Annotated in this window: 16 protein-coding genes; 12 read left to right on the forward strand and 4 right to left on the reverse strand. The window is 60.4% G+C overall.

Annotated features, from left to right (window positions below):
- From N5B55_RS23640 to N5B55_RS23680, 9 genes are all read left to right on the forward strand, one after another.
- A complete protein-coding gene (locus tag N5B55_RS23640; protein ID WP_012435619.1) occupies positions 1-1,263 on the forward strand; it encodes a TraI domain-containing protein in 1,263 nt (420 codons plus the stop codon).
- Positions 1,260-3,116, forward strand: coding sequence for a conjugative transfer system coupling protein TraD (traD, locus tag N5B55_RS23645; protein ID WP_012435618.1), 1,857 nt, complete (start codon positions 1,260-1,262; stop codon positions 3,114-3,116). Before N5B55_RS23640 ends, traD begins: the two co-directional genes overlap by 4 nt.
- Positions 3,117-3,123: 7 nt before the next feature.
- Positions 3,124-3,630 (forward strand): hypothetical protein, encoded by a 507-nt coding sequence (locus N5B55_RS23650; RefSeq protein ID WP_012435617.1) that lies wholly within the window; start codon positions 3,124-3,126, stop codon positions 3,628-3,630.
- Positions 3,602-3,850, forward strand: coding sequence for a hypothetical protein (locus N5B55_RS23655; RefSeq protein ID WP_012435616.1), 249 nt, complete (start codon positions 3,602-3,604; stop codon positions 3,848-3,850). Before N5B55_RS23650 ends, N5B55_RS23655 begins: the two co-directional genes overlap by 29 nt.
- 56 nt (positions 3,851-3,906) lie before the next feature.
- Complete coding sequence (locus tag N5B55_RS23660) at positions 3,907-4,467, forward strand: DUF4400 domain-containing protein (RefSeq protein ID WP_225694716.1); 561 nt, start codon at positions 3,907-3,909, stop codon at positions 4,465-4,467.
- A 59-nt stretch (positions 4,468-4,526) separates the two neighbouring features.
- Positions 4,527-5,393, forward strand: a complete 867-nt coding sequence (locus N5B55_RS23665; RefSeq protein WP_012435614.1) for a hypothetical protein — start codon at positions 4,527-4,529, stop codon at positions 5,391-5,393.
- Between the two features lie 106 nt (positions 5,394-5,499).
- Positions 5,500-5,844: a flagellar transcriptional regulator FlhD gene (locus N5B55_RS23670; RefSeq protein ID WP_012435613.1), complete on the forward strand. Its 345-nt coding sequence runs from the start codon at positions 5,500-5,502 to the stop codon at positions 5,842-5,844.
- 136 nt (positions 5,845-5,980) lie between these two features.
- Positions 5,981-6,454: a hypothetical protein gene (locus N5B55_RS23675; RefSeq protein WP_012435612.1), complete on the forward strand. Its 474-nt coding sequence runs from the start codon at positions 5,981-5,983 to the stop codon at positions 6,452-6,454.
- Between the two features lie 107 nt (positions 6,455-6,561).
- Positions 6,562-8,283, forward strand: a complete 1,722-nt coding sequence (locus N5B55_RS23680; protein ID WP_012435611.1) for an ATP-dependent helicase — start codon at positions 6,562-6,564, stop codon at positions 8,281-8,283.
- Between the two features lie 4 nt (positions 8,284-8,287).
- Here the strand turns inward: N5B55_RS23680 and N5B55_RS23685 are convergent, their stop codons facing one another.
- From N5B55_RS23685 to N5B55_RS23700, 4 genes are all read right to left on the reverse strand, one after another.
- Positions 8,288-9,595, reverse strand: coding sequence for a replication initiation protein (locus tag N5B55_RS23685; protein WP_012435610.1), 1,308 nt, complete (start codon positions 9,593-9,595; stop codon positions 8,288-8,290).
- 969 nt (positions 9,596-10,564) lie between these two features.
- The gene (locus tag N5B55_RS23690; RefSeq protein WP_012435609.1) at positions 10,565-11,641 is read right to left on the reverse strand and encodes a ParB/RepB/Spo0J family partition protein; all 1,077 of its coding nucleotides are present in this window, start codon (positions 11,639-11,641) and stop codon (positions 10,565-10,567) included.
- Positions 11,634-12,332 (reverse strand): ParA family protein, encoded by a 699-nt coding sequence (locus N5B55_RS23695; RefSeq protein ID WP_012435608.1) that lies wholly within the window; start codon positions 12,330-12,332, stop codon positions 11,634-11,636. The genes N5B55_RS23690 and N5B55_RS23695 overlap by 8 nt, the downstream gene beginning before the upstream one ends.
- Before the next feature lie 718 nt (positions 12,333-13,050).
- Positions 13,051-15,165, reverse strand: a complete 2,115-nt coding sequence (locus tag N5B55_RS23700) for a phage integrase family protein (RefSeq protein WP_012435607.1) — start codon at positions 15,163-15,165, stop codon at positions 13,051-13,053.
- A 196-nt stretch (positions 15,166-15,361) separates the two neighbouring features.
- On the opposite strand from N5B55_RS23700, the gene N5B55_RS23705 reads away from it, so the two are divergent.
- The 3 genes from N5B55_RS23705 to N5B55_RS23715 are packed head-to-tail and all read left to right on the forward strand — an operon-like array spanning position 15,362 to position 17,061.
- Positions 15,362-15,970, forward strand: a complete 609-nt coding sequence (locus N5B55_RS23705; protein ID WP_225694715.1) for a hypothetical protein — start codon at positions 15,362-15,364, stop codon at positions 15,968-15,970.
- Positions 15,967-16,152 carry a hypothetical protein gene (locus N5B55_RS23710; protein ID WP_004635264.1) on the forward strand — a complete coding sequence of 62 codons (186 nt, stop codon included), beginning with the start codon at positions 15,967-15,969 and terminating at the stop codon, positions 16,150-16,152. The genes N5B55_RS23705 and N5B55_RS23710 overlap by 4 nt, the downstream gene beginning before the upstream one ends.
- Before the next feature lie 54 nt (positions 16,153-16,206).
- Positions 16,207-17,061: a DUF5677 domain-containing protein gene (locus N5B55_RS23715; RefSeq protein ID WP_004635267.1), complete on the forward strand. Its 855-nt coding sequence runs from the start codon at positions 16,207-16,209 to the stop codon at positions 17,059-17,061.
- The last annotated feature ends 1 nt before the right edge of the window (position 17,062 follow it).

A 17,062-nucleotide genomic window follows, 5' to 3' on the forward strand; every position in this document is an offset into this window, starting at 1 on the left:
ATGAACCACACGCCAATGCCCATCGCTGCATTGACCGCCACGCTCGGTTCGCGGCTGGACCTCGTTCGGCAGTACGCGAACGAGTCGTCGAGCGCGGATTTCGAGCGCAAGTGGTTGTCCGTGCTCGAAACCTGCGCCGACTGGTATTCGTCGATGCCGCTGCGCCCCGAACAGCATCCGGAACCCGGTGGCGCGTTTCGCGCCACGGTCGAGACCGTCTACTACGCCCTGCGGCTATCCGGGGGACAGAAGTTCGGCGCCGACCAGCCCTCGGAGCGTCGGCGCAAGCTCGAACCACAATACCTGTATGCCGTGTTCCTCGCGGCGTGCTGCACCTGGCTGGACGAACCGTTCCGCCATTTCCAGTTCTACCGACTGAGAGACCAGGCCGAGTGGAGCCCTGCCGCGCATGGCGCCTTCTCGGCTTGGCTGGAAGGTGGCGAATACCGTGTGCAACGCCGAGAGGCGCCATTGCCCATCGAGCGGATGCGTACCGCCCTGCTCGCACGTTCCATCCTCGGCAACACTCGGCTGGAGCTGCTCGAGAGCATGGTGCAAACCGACCTCTTCGGTGCGATCAATCCGGAGAGCCGCCCGGCCGGTACCGAGTCGCTGCTGCACAAGGTCCTGCGTCAAGCCGTGGCGGTGACCTGCGACACCGAGGACAAAGCACGGCGCGCGCGCTTTGCCCCCGATACCACGCCGATTCCTCCCGCGAAGACGTTGGAGGACGGATTTGCCGCTCACGCTCAACCGGCCCCGGCGGCCGAGAAACGTCCATCGCAGCCCAAAGCCAAGGCGGCAAAGAGCGAGCCGTCGGCAGCGGATAGCGTCTCGGCGCTGTTCGAGCAGGCCAAGGCCACGCCGACGTCAACCGCTTCAGCTTCGCCTGAGACGCCAGCGCCGACATCGGAGAAGCCCAACACCCAAAGCTCACTGTTCGACTTGGACTCGATGCAGGTGCCCAAAGAGCCAACGGTCAAACAGGAAGACCCGTTTGCCGAAATCCTGAGTTCTGCGAGCACGCTCATGCGCGAGTTCTTCCGCGCACTCGTGCAGGACGTCGAGTCGGGCAAGGTGGCCGTGCACTGGGCCGAAAAGGGGCTGGTGCTGCAAAAGCGGATTCTCGGCAGCTACGGCATCGCCAGCGAAACGCTGGTGGACAACCTGCGCAAGCTCAACCTCCTCGCCAGCTCGCAGGGCGCTGACATCGTGCTGGTCGAGCGCATTGGCTCGCTGATCCTCGCCCGTCCGCAGCAATGAACTACGTGAGCCACTTTCGCCCGATCTTCGAGGCCCGCGCGGCCGTCGGTTGGCTGATCGGTTTGATCTTGCTCCCCCTGTCCGGCATGCCCCACGCATGGGCGTTCGCGGTCATTTGTGCTCTGTTCCTCGTGGCGCGCGCCTACCAGGTGCGCAAGGCGCTGGCCTTTCGCATGTCGATTTCGACGCGTTGGCTCACCCTCATTCAGATCGACGTGCTGCTGCGCACGAGTGCCCGCATGCGAGCCGACCTTGACGCGATGTACTTCGGTAACGGCTTCGAATGGACGCAGCGCCATTGCCAGATCGCGCACGACATCTTGCGCATGCCGTCCACCGAAATTCCGGGTCTTCCGAAGTGGCTCCCGCCGAAAGTCGCCAAGCGAATCGAGACCGCGTTTGCGCCGCCCAACAGCGTCCCCGACACGGCCCCGCAGGGCAAGTCCTGGATCCACGGGATGGAACCCAACAAGATCGAAGTGCCCCTGCACTATAAGGCGCTCGGCGGTCACACGGCCGTGAGCGGCACCACGGGTGCCGGGAAAACCAAGACCTACGAGCTGATTGCGACACAGGTCATTCACAGCCCCAACAAAGACGTCCTCATTATTGTCGACCCGAAGAACGACAAGGACTTCAAGAAGCGCGTCGAGCGTGAATGCAAGCGTGCCGGTCGCAAGTTCCTGTACTGGAAGCAGGCTGCGCCGTCCGAATCGATTCGGATGAATCCGGTTGAGAATTGGTCGCAGCCGTCGGAAATCGCCAGCCGCGTCTCCCAACTGATGGAAGAAGGCCCTTTCCGCGACTTTGCCTTCCTCTTCATCGACCGCGCAGTCAAGGGTGAGCTGTACGTCGGCGACAAGCCGAACCTCCGCTCGATCCTGAATTACGCACAGTCCGGCATCAATGGTCTGCTCGATCGATGCCTGCGCCGATTCTTTCCGGAAGCGGGCATGCTCGACTGGGAAGACGAGGCCAGAGGCTTTCTGCAGCGCATCGCCCAGAAGGGCGGGGTGGATCCTCTGCAGGGGATGGTTCAGCTCTACGTCGACAACTTCGCAAAGAAGGGCCTCGGCCACGAGACGATCGACGGCCTGGTGGCCACCTTCGTGCACGATCGCGAGCACTACATGCGGATCATCGCCTCGGCGCTGCCGCTGCTGCAGATGCTGGCTACCGGCGAAACCGGTCTCATGCTCGCGCCGAAGGCCGACGATTTCACGGATGACCGTGAGATCTGGGATATCGAGCGCGTGATCAAGCAGAAGGCCGTCCTGTACGTTGGCCTGGATTCGATGTCCAACAGCATCGTCGCCAAGGCGATCGCTTCCATGCTGCTGGCCGACGTGGCTTCTGTCGCGGGCGCCATCTACAACTTCTACGAGACGCCACCCGACATCGTCTTGCTGGTCGATGAGGTGGCCGAAGCCATCAACGAGCAGGTGATCCAGATTCTCAACAAAGGCCGTGGCGCCGGCTTCCGGTCGTTCGTGGCGTTCCAAAGCCGCTCCGACCTGGAAGCCAAGCTTGGCAGTGCTGCAAAGATGCTGCAGGTGCTCGGCAACCTGAACAACCAGATCATCCTGCGCCTTGAGGATACCGACACCGCGCAATGGTTCTCCGACAAGGTGGGCGAGACAGCCATTCGCAACATCGTGGTGTCGAGCAGCGCAAGCACAGGTTCCGAGTCGCACGTCGGGGAATTCAGCGGCTCCGTATCTCGCTCGACGCAGTTGGAGAAGGCGCCGCTGATTCCGCCACGCCTCATCACCGAACTGCCGAACCTCCAGTACTTCATGCGCATCTCCGGTGGCTCGGTCTACCAAGGTCGCATTCCCATCATCCAAGGATAACTGCAGCATGCCCAGTCTGTTTCGACAAGTCGTGAACCAGTACAAGCTTTCGTCGAAGCTCGCGCCCGTCTTCATCGCCTTCCCGGAGCTGGATGACTCCTGCAAGCGCGTCGTCGATTTTCTCGGCGTCAATTTTCGCGTGCGCGAAGAACCCCTCGTGGCCGAGATGCTGATGGATGCGTTGTCGGCTTACCGCCAGGCGCGCAAGGAGGGCGACGCGAATATTGCTTTCGTGCGCGGCCTCTTCACCCGCTCGCACGAGATCTTTTCCATGCGCTACGCCGCGTTCAAGGGCGAGAAGTACCACGTCTGGGCACCACTGCAGGAACCCATCCCGGACTTCGAGGCACGCCAAAGCGCCGGCTACCAGTGCCGCATGGTCGATGAGCCCTGCCCTGACGACGTGACGCCGCGCAGCGCTGCCATGCAAATGGCTGCGCGGGTGCTCAGTGGGCACGTCTTCTGCCGCTATTTCGAGGAATACGATGTCGCTGAAGAATTCGCTCATCGCTAAGGTGTCCCGGCTCGATCTCGATACGGTCGGCCGTATCGAACTCGCCGCCCGAGGCTACCTGCAGGAACTGGCCGAGATTCCGCCCGAGTACGCCCGCGGCCGCGAAGCACTGTGCTTCGCGCTGCAGAGCGTCGCACTTCGCCGACCGGCGCTGTTCTGGTTTGGGTTGGCTTCCGTCATCGTGACGCCGGCGTTGCTGATCCTGCGCGTGGTGCTCTGATGGCTGACAGTCGCTTCGCCTCGCACCTTCGCCTGTGGACGCTTGTTGCCCCGATCATGCTCGCGGTCGGCTGTCCCTTCCTCGAAGGCGATACCACATTCGAGATTTCCGACGCCGAACTGGCGTCGGTTGAACTGAACCTGGGAGACACCGCGGCGACGCGGGCTGCGGATCGGACCAACACGCAGTTTCGGCACTGGTTCGTCGAGTCTGGCGCCATGAAGGCGTGGACGTCCACGCTGCCGAACAGCACCGATATCTCCGACGCTGGCGCGACGGACATGAGCAACGCTTGGCTGCGGCACTTCTGGATGTCCATCTACCGAGGCATCTTCCGCGCGAACGTCGCTCTCTCGTGGGCATTCGGTGCCTTCGTCTTCGGCATGGCCATGATGAACGACGGTGCCGTCTCGCGCCGAATCAAAGCAGCTGCTGCCGGGTTCGCAAGCCCCGTTGCTTTTCACGTGGCGGCACACGCCACGGTCATCACCCTGGGATTGGGCACGTCCGCCCTCCTGTTTCCATTTTCCTTGAACACGATGTGGTGGTCAGTCGGCGCGCTGGTGTTGGGCGTGCTCGGCTGGCGGATGGCTGCATCGTTTCACGTAGGCCGATAGCCGCGTTTCATTCCGTCCCACTGGCGCCCATTTTGGGAGCAAATTTTAAGGAGCACACCATGCAGAACACGATCGATAAGGTTGCAGGCGCCGACAACTCCGACGTTGCCGTGACGACGAACGGGGATACCCTTCCCAACGATGAAGTTGAATCCAGCGCCGCAGCGAATACGGCAGGCGCAACAACACCGTCCGACGTTGAACAAGAACTCAACGAGATGGAGAGCGCGGTCGATGCGCTGCAGCGCGACAGTCTGATCTCGGCGGCCGACGCGGACAGCCAGAAGGGCGAGGTTGCGCGCACCCGCAAAATGTTCCGCGAAATGTCGCCGGATGATCGCGCCAAGATCGTGTCCCGCCGGCGCGAACTGGGGCGCCAGATCCTGACCCGTCAGCTCGCGGGTGCGTCTGTTGTCGAGACTATGGTCAAACTCAACCACACGCGCCTCAAGCCCCTGTTCGAGCAGTGGTGGCCGTTCATGAACCGGATGACCATCAACCTGACCCGCTTCGGACACAGCACGTTCACCGCGTCGGAGCTGTCGACCATCACAAAGCACTTCGAGACACAAATGGCCAATCTGGAAGCCTACGTCGATGAGCAGCTGCGCGTCGCCGAGGGCTATCGCGCAGCACGCGAGAAGGACATGGAATCCAGCGGCGCAATGATCTGGAAGCCGTCGGTCACAAAGCCGTCGATGGAGATGGTGGTCGAAGCATACTCGCCCTTCTCGATGCGGGCTCTGGGCGTGCTGAACAAGTTCGACCGGGCCATGGATCACTTCGACTTCATGGTGTGGAACGCCATCCGCGATCAGTCGGACGTGAACGAGGAAGTGAATCGCTTCCTGCGCAAGTTCCAACCGCTGGCCATTCGTTGCTACACGACGCACCTGCGTCTGATGACCACCGTGCGCAACATCTGATCTGAGCGCGCTCGTGCCCTGCCGGACGACCTCCGCCGTATCTTCACCTGTTGGTGGCGGTACGGCGTACGCATCGGCACAGAGGGTTCCGCCGGCGGCGGGCCACATGCGCTCGGCATTTCCTGAATCGCCTGCAAACGACATCACCATGGAAGCGACATCGCTGCTGAGCGAGATTCGATCTCTCAATATCGCGTATCTGCGCCTTGCTCGCAGGCTGCTAGCCACCGATCAAGCCCTGGCGACAACTGCGCTGGGTATCTCTCAATCGATGGGCGAGGCATTGCTGACCCTCGACGAAGAGGCATGCGTGCGCATGGCACAGACCAATCTGTTTTTGTGCCGCATCCACTTTGATGATCGGGTGCTCGCTGCGCTGTTGGCTGGACCTCGCCTGGAGCTGTTGGAAAGCCCTGCCTCGGCGGGCAAGGCGGCCCCCGCGATTGCGTGACGCCCCGGGTTCGGCGCGCAGCGGTCTACTCCACCGACATTTTTTGAAGCCGATTGCCGGTTTTTGCGAGTCACTGCCATTTATGGAGTGGCGACGCACTCGATCGCTAACCGCTTACACATCCATTGGGAACACCATGAACTCACAGGCCACACTGACAAAGCTGTCCGTCGCATGGACGCTGGTCCGCCACATCGCATTCTGGGGTGGTTGGGCTTTCCGCTTGCTGGTTGTCGTGCCGAGCGTCGCGTTCTGCCTACTGCTTGCGATCCATAGTGACTTCTCATTCTCCGCGATCCCGCGCGAGCTGCTCCAGTCCGTCGCTGATAGAGCCAAGTATCCGGCGGCTCCGGCTGGCTATATCACGATGCAGACATGCAAGGACACCACGTCTGCCGTCAAAGGCTTGCCCCCGCCGCAGGCCCTGTGCAAGACGTTTGGCTTCGAACAGCAGTCGATCGACGCTTCGGCGCGCGAAGCGGGGATGAATCTGGCGCTGATGTACAGCATCTTCGCGCTTCTGGGCTGGGGTTGGTACTTGTTCTCTGGGTCCTTCAACGACAGCCTGCGCGCATTCCGCTCGTCGCTTCAGAAGGTCCGTCGAGCCTAAGTCCCGGGTGCCTGCGAGTTTCCAGAAGCTTCACCCGGCTCGCAGGCCACTTGCCGACCCCATCGGCCATCGCAGGCTCGGGGTTGGCCACCGTATTGGTTTCTCAGATGCCCACGTCAATCCTAGACGAACTGAACCCGTCACAGCGCGAAGTGGCAGACCTACGCCTGCACTGTGTCGCCGTTGCCTGCCCGGGCGCCGGAAAGACAAAGACAATTGCGACCAAGGCAGCCATTCTTCTCGCCGATCCCGCATGCAGGGTCGGTGCTGTGACCTTCAACAAGGAGGCGGCCACGGAACTGCAGGAGCGCATTCGCGCGCTGGCCGGGCCGGCATCGAAGGCTCGCCTGTTGGCAGGGACCTTTCACGGGCTGGCGTTCAAGCAGCTCACACCAAAGGGATGCAAGCAGCAGGACATCGCCAACGAGGGGGACCAGTTGGCGCTGGTTGCACAAGCCCTGAAGGAAGCCGACCTTGATTGGAAGGAAGAAGCCGCTTTGGCCGCCATCGAGGCAATCAAAATGGACTTCGGCAGGGTTCCGCCTGGCAGCGTTGAGGAGCGCCTGTATTCGGCATACCAACAAGCGCTGGCGCGGAACGGGAAGCTCGACTTCCAGGACATGCTCTGTATGGCCATCGAGGGCATGGAGCGCGGAACCATCTCGCCCTACCCTTTCACGCACCTGCTGGTCGATGAGTTCCAGGACACCGATCCGCTGCAATACCAGTGGGTCGCGCAGCACGCGCGCAGTGGCTCGATCGTGACCGTAGTCGGTGACGATGACCAAAGCATCTACGGCTTCAGGGCCGCGCTCGGATTCCGAGGCATGGAGTCGTTCATCAAGGAGTTCGACGCGCGTCCCGTGATTCTGGGGGAGAACTATCGCTGCAAGTCAGAAATCCTCGCCGCTGCCGACAACGTCATTCGGAACAACAAGGAGCGCATCCGCAAAGATCTGGTCGCCGCGCGTGGCCCCGGCGGCCACATCTCGTTTCGGCGCTTCGATGACGAATATGCCGAGGCCGTGAACGCAGTGGAGGCCCTCGCAGCGTCGATGCGCGCCAGCAAATCGGCAGCGATCCTGGCAAGAACGAACCGTATCCTCGACCCAGTTGAGGCCGTCTGCCGCTCCCATGGCGTGAAGTATTTCCGAGCGTCCGGCAAATCAATCCTGAGCCGGGCCGAGGCCGCGCTAATGTGCAACCTGCTCGAACTCATCCAGAAAACGAAGACCAACGGCCTCGATGCCGTGCTGGCGTTCGCTGGCGTCGGAGCGCAAGACCTCAAGACGTTGCACAGCCGGATCGGTCCCAGTCTTGAGCAGCGGCCGCGCAAGGAGCTGGTCGAGATGGGCCTGGCCGAGAGCACCGCGGACACGTACCGGGAGCTGATGAAGCGGCTTGCCGAATGGCGCGGTCTCTGCGATCGGAAGTTCTATCCGCTCGTGCTGGAAGGTGTCTACGAGTGGATGGCTCAACGTGCCAAAGCAGACACCGCCAAGCGTGCGGTCACCACGACCTACGACGTGCTGAGCCGCCTCAACGGTCCATTCTCGGATCGTATCGCCTTCCTGCGGCGCGAGAACAACGTACCGGCGGCCGACGCGCTGATTCTCACGACCATGCACAACTCAAAGGGCTTGGAGTGGGATCACGTATGCATCATCAGGGCTGAAGAAACCGTGGTGCCGAACGAGAAGAGCACAGAGTCCGAGGAGCGTCGCTTGTTCTACGTGGCCATGACCCGTGCGCGCGACCGTCTTGAGATGAGCACGGCGAAGAAGAATCCAACCTCTCGATTCGTTCTTGAAGCCGGTGTGTCGAAATAATCAGCTAGACTTTTCCCGACAGCACGAAGTTCAGAATTTCGCCGGCATTGGGTTCGCCCCAAGTTTCGTGTGCCACCCATTCGAAAAAATTCGATTCCGCTGCCTTGGAGGGCTTCTTGCCTGCGACGACCTTCAACTCCTTCACAGAACACTGATCGTTGTAACGCGAGAGCATCGCCGACTGATCGTCAGCGGATAGTTCCCCAAAGTAGCCCTGCGCATGCGGAATGCGAGCTGCGAGGTATTGCGCCCGCGCATCCTCTTCATTCTTTGGGCTTCGTGCCAACGGCTTCTGCTGCTGTTGACCAGCTCCGGCAGACTCAGCCTTGCCCGCGCCCTTGCCCCAATCCTCCGTAAGCGACTTGCGAAAGTACGCCGGGATGTTATCCAACGGCGGAACACCCTTCTTCGCTTGTCGAGCGCGCGTGTAGCTGATTGCCTCCAGGATGCGTTCGGCTCCGAACGTGCGAACGAGGCGCTTGGCCTCGGAATGCGGGACACCGAACTTGACCACTGTGTTGACTAGGTCTTGGTGAGGCTCCTCCTCCAGTGCGCTCACTTTGCGACTGATCTTGAATTGAATCTCACCGACGGTTCGGCCGACCTTGTGCTCGATCAACTCGATCTCATGGTCTGATACATCATTGATTTCGGCAATACTCGGCGTCAACACCGCTCGCTTGAAGATCTTGTATTCCTTGTATTTGGTCTCGCTCTCTTCGCGTCCGAGTATGAGATTGCGAAAGGTGGCCAGTGGGATACGTGCGGTCAGGCCTATCCGTTCGAACCGTACAGTGTTCTCCCACAACGCAAGCGAATAGGACCGCCGGAACAGCTTGGCGATCCGCATGTCGATCATTGCGTACCGTTGGGGATCCAGTAGCTCCTCACTGATCTGCGGAGCGAACGAATACGACAAGACGGAGCCCACAATCTTGGCGCCGGCAATGAGTGTTGAACCCGTCCATGTCGACGTGCCGTCGCTATTGAGCTGATCCCAATCCACGACAGTGCGCATCAACGATTTTGCGGTCTCTTTGATGTATGCGTTGTCCTTCGTGGTGAGGTCGAGCGCTGCCATCATCTGAGGGATAGAGACCTGAAACGTGTTGTTTGTTTCTCGGCCTGCCAGGCGTTGCTCGATGGCGTTCTTGATCAGTGCATTGAAGATGCGGCGCTGCTGGAGCGACAGCGCACTACCTACCGGTGAAACGTGGATCGCTTGAACCGCCTTCTTGAACGGCTCAGGAGCCTCCTGTTGTTGAAACAGGGCGATCTGGGAACCCTTCTTTGCTTCGGGTACGCGTGCCATGACCTAGTGGGTGGGTTCGCTATAGGTGAAAAACTAGGGGTAGATTTTTCACCTATAGCGCTCGTTTGGCAATCTTACGTTGCCAGGAAGGGACAGCGCTCGCTGCCTGAGTGTTCGACTCTTGATCTCGCTCTCCCCAAAAACGTTCACCTTTTACGCGGGCTTTCGGCCCCGCATTCCTCGAAAGGTGAACGGATTTGGGGGGCTTTCCGCAGTTGCCCGTCCATCTATTGTGCTCCATAGCGCTCATTTGCCCATTTCGTAAGCATTGGAAGGGGCGACAGACTCTTGAAGTCGTCTCGGGTGCGCTTTCGGAGCCAATTGCCCCAAATCCTTTCACCCTTCCCCTCCCCAAATCCTTTCACCTATGCCCGGGAGCCTGGGGCTGGATGGAAGTGGGTACTCACGGGGTTACCCCAAATTCGTTCACCTATGGAATCCCCAAATCCTTTCACCTATGTTTGCAGGCATGGATTTGTGCGGGAGTGCCTGCTCGCATGCGCCCCAAATCCTTTCACCTTTCATCTCCCCAAATCCGTTCACCAAGCGGGTCCAACCTACGGTCTCGTGTGTCGCACCTGGGCTGTACTCTAGGGTGGCTCTCCCCAAATCTGTTCACCCTCGCCATCCCCAAATCCTTTCACCTTTAGGGTTCGCTGGCGGCGCCCCAAATCCGTTCACCAAAGCCCCAAATCCACAACCCCTTGGCCCCAATGGCTTTCACCGTAGCCCCAAATCCACAACCGGCGTTCCCCAATGGTGTTCACCCAATCCACAAATCTATGCACCATATGACCGGCAAAGCCTTACTGGGCTTGGGTTTCCGGAGCCTAAATGTTGTTTAAAGGTTTAAAGTGTTTACGTAAACAAAGTAAACGCTGCGTCTCTTTCAGAGAGCGTCAAAAAAAGACAAAGACCCAGGTACACCTGGGCCTCGTCGTTGAAAAACCTGCATACAGCGTGCTGTTGCTAGCCCGCTGATGGCTCTACCAACTCTTGGTCAACCAGTGCCTTCAGCTTCTCAGCCAGCGCCTCTTGTTTATCAGCCGGAATTTCCTTCAGCTCCAAGCTAATTCGGCCGTCAGGAAATGTCTTAAGTTGGCCGCGCTGCACACCATCAGCTTTGAAATCGAAAAGCTGGTGGTAGCGAGTGCGACTTCGCTTCGCGGTAGCGCCCGGGCCTTGCAGGTTGCGCAAGATGAGCTCCAATTCGCGCACCGTTCTCTTGCCTTCGATAACTGCCGTCAGATGACGATCAGCGCCTTCCTCCCCGACACGGTCGAAGATCAACTTGAGGCAGTAGGCCGCCTGCAACCCCACACGATCAGCACTTTCTGCCATGCGCTCTAGAATGGCTCTCGGCAGTGCGTTCAGCGAAAGAACCTTGCTGACGTATGCCTTGTCTTTGGTGACCTTCTCAGCCAGCGAATTTTGATCCGCGACCACCTGTTGCTCGATCAATTGCTGCCACGCAATCGCGTCATCGAAGATTGACTGCCGCTCGTGGTCGTTGTTCGCTCGGTAAGCCGTGGTGTAGAGGTCGATGGGCAGTACGTCATGACGTTCTTCGGCATCGATGTGCGTCTCGCCCAGCGATCTCTTCGCACGCAGCCGACGCTCGCCGTCGATGATCACATACTTGCCAGGGAACTGAGGTAGGCGCGTGAACTTGATGGCCTCAATTTGGCCTTCCCTTTGAAGGGTTAGGGCCAACTCTTGGATTTTCGCCTCTGGATAGAAGACGCGAGGGTTGTACGGGTTCGAGACGCAATCGGCAATTGCGATGCTCTTGCGCCCACCAACTGCGGACGCAGTTGGGCCGGCAGCAGGTTCCACCGTGTTGGCGGTTGTCTCGGTAACGGGTTGAGATTCTTGCTCCTGAGGGGAAGCCGGAGGCGGTTCCTGCTCTCGCTCGCGAGTCTGAATGGCCTGCTGCTCGTTCTTGAACCCCTTAATCAGCCCGCTCGCGAGGGTGAGCTTTGGGATGGGCTGCCCCTTTGTTGTCGAGGCGCCTTGCACTTTAGTGTCCTTAGTATTCTTAGACATTTTCCACCTTTTGCGAACGCGATTGAGTGATGTGCTGCGTCAACTCAAGGACCAGCGACTCGATTTCAGCGCGTGCTTCCTTCAACCCCTTCATGTATCGCCCGCACTCATGTGCGGTAGTCCCAAGAGCAAACAGCTGCCGATAGATTTCACGTTGGGCAATTTGACTCTGGAGCAGATGCGTACCAACGTCTTGCTGGTTCAGCAGCGAAAGGATTTCTTCTCGCATGCGTGTACGGCCATTGATGTTGTTCAGCATCAGTGCGGAAGCTAATTCCGGATTGATGCGCCGTTTGATGTTCTTGATTTCGTTAATCATTGCCAGAGTGCTGAACAAGTCAGCCGGCGATGGCCCCATTGGGATCAGGCAGAAATCTGCGATGCCGAGCACCTCGGGCGTTCGCGGGTCCTCAAGGTTACCAGGGCAGTCCACAACGACAAGATCGTATTTGCCTTGCAATTTTTGGATTTCGTTTCCGATCTTAGAACCTGCGGGAGCGAGACTCGCCACCGAAATCTTGAGAGGCTCCTCACCGCTTGTTGCCCATCGCAATGAGGTGTTCTGAGGATCTGCGTCGACTAGAGCGACGTCCGTGCCTCCAGATTGGAAGGCAGATGCGAGATTGAGACTCAGCGTTGTCTTACCTACGCCACCTTTTTGGTTTGCGATTGCAATCGTAAATGCGCTCATAGGTTCTCCAAGGTTTTTGTGATTTTAGCGAGACTTGCTGTGAACTCAAGGAATTTCTTATCTCTCTTAGTGTTTTTCTCATCAGCCGTTGTAAATGAGTTGCCACGTGGAAACTATCCTCGTCATGCACTGTGGACTGAACTTTGCGACCAGTTTCCACGTGACAACCCGTCACATCTTTCCTGACGCTGGAGTGCAGTTGTCACGTGGAAACTCGTGCCAAGCATACGTTGCATGTGCGGTTCGGGCGAACGGGCTTCGTGGCTGACGGGAACACTTGGAGCTATTAGCCGAATCGGCGATCGCAATGACGCGAAGTCTGGGCGAAACTTTTACGGATCTACCGAACCCCATTGGTAGCTGCCACCTGGAAACGCGATGGGCCCCTTTGCTGGCGTCACTATCCAGCATCTATGTGATGCAATAGAAGGTTCAGAAGTACGGTCTCTGGCGGCAGTCGGCGACAACATGTCGCATGATTCTGCGTGCGCATGACACTCGTCTGATAAGTTGTCACGTGGAAACTGCAGCAATGCAGCTGGGGATGCTTGCGGGGCGAGTTTCCACGTGACAACTCATTGAGGGGTTCACGGGGGCTCGCTATATACTGAAAGTTAGCCCAATGAAGGACGGGCTTCGTTTGATCTTGGCGCCAGCTTAAGGACAGTGCCGGCTAAGCCTGCAAAGACGGGGAAGTTGCGGCCCCCGCATTCGAAAATCACGAACGCTTCCAAAACCCCCGCAGCTCCTTCATCCGAATGGCCTCTTCCGACGTCACGTAGACCGTCGTGGTGTCGAGCGACTTGTGCCCCAGGTTCTGCTGCATGATCTCGACCGGCGTGCCGGCGGCAATGGCATGTGATGCGTGTGAGTGTCGCAGCCAGTGCGTGCTGGCTTCGTTCAGCCGTGCTGCTCCCTGCGGATCGGTTGCCTCCAACTCGGTTGCGCAGGCCTGGAAGAAGCGCTTGATCTGCCGGTAGAGCACACCCGGCGTCAGCGGAGCGGCAGGGCTCGCCGTGTCCCGCTTTGCCCACGGCGCACGCTCAGCCTGATCGGTCGCGTGGCCGAGCAGGGCCACCGGCTCACGAATCTGGGCGGGGTCGCTGGGGAAGCCGCGGGAGTCCAGGTACGCGCCCAGCGCGTGCACGACCTCATCGGGCACTGGCACCTCACGTACACGCGACCCCTTGCCGACCACGGTCAGCCACCAGCCGTCCATGCGTTCGCCGGAGCGGGGGAGGGCGAGACTGCGCCATGCCAGGTCGGCCGTTGTCGCTCCCACGATCTCCGCGAGACGCAAGCCCGTGGCGTAGAGCAAGGGCAAGGCGACCTGCAGCCGCAGGTTCGATGACGTGCGCTCCAGCAGGAACAGGCGCTCCACCACAAACGCCCATTGGTCCTCGGTCAGACTGCGCCCAACGTCCAGCTGTGGTTTGCCACCATTCGTCGCCCGCACGCCGCCCCACGGATTGCCGCTCAGATAGTTCTTGTCGTTGAGGTACCGGTACAGGTTCTGCAGCACGGTCAGGGCATAGGCCTGCGACTCGGGCGACAGCTTGCCCTCGAACGGTTTCCAGCTCGGCGTCCACCGTTCCCGAGAGCGTGGCGCACACCAGTCGTCGGGCACGTCGGCCAGGAAATCGCGGTAGGCGACGCAGTCCTCAGTCGTCATCGACGAGAGCGGCTTGCGCCGAATCCAGATGGCCCACAGCAGAAAGCGTTCTGCCTCCTTGCGATAACTGCGCTGGGTGTTGGACAGGTAGTGCAGCCAATCCAGCGGGCCGGGCTCGGTGATGACATCGCGCCGGCCGGTGCGCCGCCGGGCGATCTCGGCAGGCGGCAGCCCCGGTTTCGAGCGCAGCCAGGTGAGTACCGCCTCGTAGTCGTTCTGGGCGTCCAGCAGGCACTCGACCGGGGGCCGCCGGAAACGGCCGTTACTGCCGTCGAGCGCGGCCGGCACAACGATCTTTTCCAGGGGCAGGAGGCCAGTGCCGGATGCCACCACGCGGTCACGCTCGTGCGCGGTGAGTTGCCGGCGCGGGATCCGGGCGTGTTCGCCCAGTTTGCGCGCCAGCGTGTCGGCGTTCGCGCGCAGGAAGCGCTCGATGGCGTGGGCTTTCTTCTCGCCGACCCCGCGCAGCGCGCGGAACCAGCCGCCGCCCAGGCTGTTGATACGGTCGATCAGGGTGCCGATGGTGGCTACGCCGGCGGCCTCCAGCCGATCCGCGACGCCCGCGGCCAGCCACGCGTGGCAGTGGTCGTCGACCCGCACCGGCTCCGCCAGCACCTGTTCCAGGTCGGCCAGCAGGCGCAGCTGCCGCTCCATCAGCTTGGTCCGGCGCTCGGCCCGCTGCACCGCGTCTCCGAAGCGCTCCCGATAGGCTTCGAGCTGCTCCTCGATGCTGAAGTCATCCAGCCCGTTCTCCAGCGCGAACTCCTCCAGCGCTGGCAACGCGGGTCCGCGCTGCGCAAGGCCGGAGAGGTCGATGCGGATCAGGCGCACCTTGCCGTAGTGGCCGGCGCGGCGCACGGCCGCCGCCAGTTCAGCGCGCAGCCAGGCGGTCATGCGCCGTACCTTCGGGTGCGCGACGAAGGTCTCCTGCGTCAGCTCGGCCTGCGCCTCCAGTTCGCCATCGATGGCCAGGTAGCGCGCCCACATCGGCCGGGCATCCAGCCCCTGGACGACCGCGCGCAGGAACGCGAAATGGCCACGGTGGAGGTGGCGTCGAACGACAACGCGGCGGCGGGTGGGTCGAGTGCGCTTTATTTCACTTTGCAGCGTCTCGAGGCTGGGGGGTGGTTCAGGGTTGTGGTCGGGGTCGAGCGGGTCCATGGGCGGCGAAGCGTTGTCGGGCTTGGGTTTCCGGGCCTGTTGGAAAACGCGAAAAAGTGACGTTCTCGAAAGCGTACATTAATTTCACAGTACATGATAAGAATACTTATCAACCACAGTAAAAAGCGCACTTCACTCGATGGAGTGCGCTTTTAGGCATGTTAGAATCAGCCCAATAGCCTCCATCCAGACCGAAATGTCGTCGCCGACCTCAAAAATGGCGGCCCAGCGCCAAGACTGGGACACTGCCGAAAGCCGCTGCGCTGAGCGTCGCGAGCTGGCAGGCGCGGCGGCCAGCGCGGCCGTCGCGGTAGAAGAGGGGGTAACGGTGCGCTTCCGGCCGATCGGACGGACGGACGTCGATGCTGCAGATCGCTGGACCTTCGGAGGCTATGCCCCAGGCTGGCTATGGTCCCGCGAGTTGACACGGGCTCGCCGTCGGCCGCGCCGCGTGGAGGCCGCCGTTTATGCGGAGTTGCCGGATCACACGCATGTCTTGTGTGGCTTGATCCTGGGGCGGATCAGTAATCGACACGTGGTCGCGTCGATCCACCTGCTCAGCCGTGCGCCGGCACCTAACCCGCTGCAGGGCCGCTTTGCCAAGATCGCAGTGCGCTACCTGGAATTCTGTGCGGCGGCGTTTGACTGCACGACGGCCTCATTGCAGCGGCCCATTCCCGAGTTGGTAGATTTCTACAAAAGCCTGGGCTACTCACGGGTCGTGGAGAAAAAGGGTAAGATTGAGAGACTTGAGCGCGATCTGGGGGCAGTCCTGTCCGCAATGCGCAAGGGAGATCAACCATGAAGCCGACAGCACGCAAAATTCGACGCCAAGCGCTCCTGGCCGAAAAGCCGGAACAGGTCGCCGCGCGCCTCGCCGTGTTCGCCAAATTGACGCGCGAACAGGCGGTCGCGCGCCGGTCGGTAGTGGAGCCCAAAGTAGCAGGATCGGTGTTGGCAGGCCGGCGCGTAAGGGTTGCAGGCTGAGGCCACACTCGCACGTTACAGGAGCCGCCTTCGGGCGGCTTTTTCATATCTGCAATGACTGCATCAGTGCTGAACCATGATCTTTCGGGGGACTTTGAGCGCCTGCTCACGTTGGTGATGCAGCTCGTTGAGTCCCAGGCCGGGCAGCAGATCCCGGTGGACCAGCTTTGGATGAACGATGCGCAAGTGCTGGGCAAAAAATTCTGTTACCACGTAGCCTCGCTGCGCCTGATAGCCCAACCGGTCCAAATCGATATTGCCGGGTATGGCGCAGATCTTCACATCGACCACAGTTCCGTGATGATTCTTGCGCGCGCGGCTCTGGAGACCTACCTCACGTTCGCCTACATCTACGGCAGCAAAGATGTGGAGGTCCGACAATTCCGCCATATGATCTGGCGTCGTGCCGGCCTACTGGACCGACAGGCGTATCCGGCACGTGCGCCAGAGCACCAACAGAAGTTGGCCGACGAGAAGACAAGGATCGATCAACTCCAGATCGAGATCGAAGCCCACGGCGTCTGGCAGCAGTATTCCGAACCGATGCGTAAAAAGGTTCTGAAGGGCGAATGGCGCGCCGGCCAGTCTTGGATCGACACTGGCATCGCCGCCGGTTTCCACCCCGTCTATATCCGCCAAATCTACAGCTTCCTCTGCGGCTACGCGCACTCGAGCTGGCTCAGCATTCTGCAGATTCGCGATGCACAAGCGCTTTGCGACCAGGAGGCGATGGCCGCTAGGTTCGTAAGCGTGGCCCTCGTTTTCATGAGCTTCTTTGCAACGAGCTACGTTGCCTTGTTTCCGCAGGCTGAGGCGGTCCTGGCCAGCAACACCGAAGCGGCCAACCTTGCCCAGCGGTGGCATCTGACCGCTGATCGCCAGTCTGCCCTGTATGGCACAACGAACTGAG

This window comes from Ralstonia pickettii (assembly GCF_030582395.1).
Classification (GTDB): Bacteria; Pseudomonadota; Gammaproteobacteria; order Burkholderiales; family Burkholderiaceae; genus Ralstonia; species Ralstonia pickettii_D.